We start from the raw sequence: 1,441 nt of genomic DNA on the forward strand, positions 1-1,441 counted from the left end.
CGCCGAGACCACCACCGGCACCGGCATCGACTTATCGACCCGCTCCTCGACCGGCTTCCCCGGCTCCGGGGCCGCCTCAAGGATCACGTGCGCGTTCGTGCCGCTGATCCCGAACGACGACACCGCCGCACGCCGTGCCTCGCCCGTCTCCGGCCAGGGCTGCCCCTCGGTGAGGAGGGCGACGTGGCCGGTGTCCCACTCCACGTGGGTGGAGGGCTCGTCGACATGGAGCGTCTGGGGGAGGTGTCCGTGGCGGAGGGCCTCGACCATCTTGATCACACCCGCGACACCCGCCGCGGCCTGCGTGTGACCGATGTTGGACTTGATGGAGCCCAGCCACAGGGGCTGCTCCTCGGTGTGCGCCTGGCCGTAGGTGGCCAGCAGCGCCTGCGCCTCGATCGGGTCGCCCAGCGTCGTACCCGTGCCGTGCGCCTCGACCGCGTCGACCTGACCGGCACTCAGCCCGGCGTTGGCGAGGGCCTGTTCGATGACGCGCTGCTGCGAAGGACCGTTGGGAGCTGTGAGGCCGTTGGAGGCGCCGTCCTGGTTGACGGCCGAGCCGCGCAGGATGGCGAGGACCTCGTGTCCGTTGCGCCGGGCGTCGGAGAGGCGCTCCAGCAGTACGAGTCCTGCGCCCTCGCCCCAGCCCGTGCCGTCGGCGGCGTCGGCGAAGGGCTTGCAGCGGCCGTCGGAGGCCAGGCCGCGCTGGCGGGAGAACTCGAGGAACGCGGAGGGCGTGGACATCACCGTGACGCCGCCGGCGAGGGCGAGGTCGCACTCCCCGTTGCGCAGCGCCTGCGCGGCGAGATGCATGCCCACGAGGGACGACGAGCAGGCGGTGTCGACGGTCATGGCCGGGCCTTCGAGGCCGAAGGTGTACGCCACCCGGCCGGACGCCACGCTCGCGGCGCTGCCGTTGCCGAGGTAGCCCTCGAAGCCCTCGGGGGTCCGGTGCATCAGACGCGGGCCGTAGTCCGCGTAGATGACGCCTGTGAACACGCCGGTGTTGCTGTCCCGCAGCCCGGCCGGGTCGATGCCGGCCTGCTCGAAGGCCTCCCAGGCGGTTTCCAGCAGCAGCCGCTGCTGGGGGTCCGTGGCGAGGGCCTCGCGCGGGTTCATGTGGAAGAAGTCGGCGTCGAACCGGTCCGCGTCGTGCAGGAAGGCGCCGTGGCGCGTGTACGTCCTGCCCGTCGCGTCCGGGTCCGGGTCGTACAGGTTGTCGAGGTCCCAGCCGCGGTTGACCGGGAACTCCGAGACCGCGTCCGTGCCGTCGGCGACCAGCCGCCACAGGTCGTCCGCGGAGCGGACCTCGCCGGGATAGCGGCAGGCCATCGAGACGATGGCGATCGGGTCGTCGTCGGTGACGGTCCGCGTGGTGACCGTACGGGCGCGGGCGGGCGCCGAGTCGAGGAGCCGGCCCAGGAGGTGACGGGTGAGGGCC

Annotated in this window: 1 protein-coding gene; it reads right to left on the minus strand. The window is 72.6% G+C overall.

Features of this window, described 5'->3' with window-relative positions:
- Positions 1 to 1,441, minus strand: a 1,441-nt coding sequence (locus LG396_RS38740; protein ID WP_308190166.1) for a type I polyketide synthase, incomplete at both ends; no start/stop codon positions are given.

The sequence above is a fragment of the Streptomyces aculeolatus genome (assembly GCF_020400605.1).
Classification (GTDB): Bacteria; Actinomycetota; Actinomycetes; order Streptomycetales; family Streptomycetaceae; genus Streptomyces; species Streptomyces aculeolatus.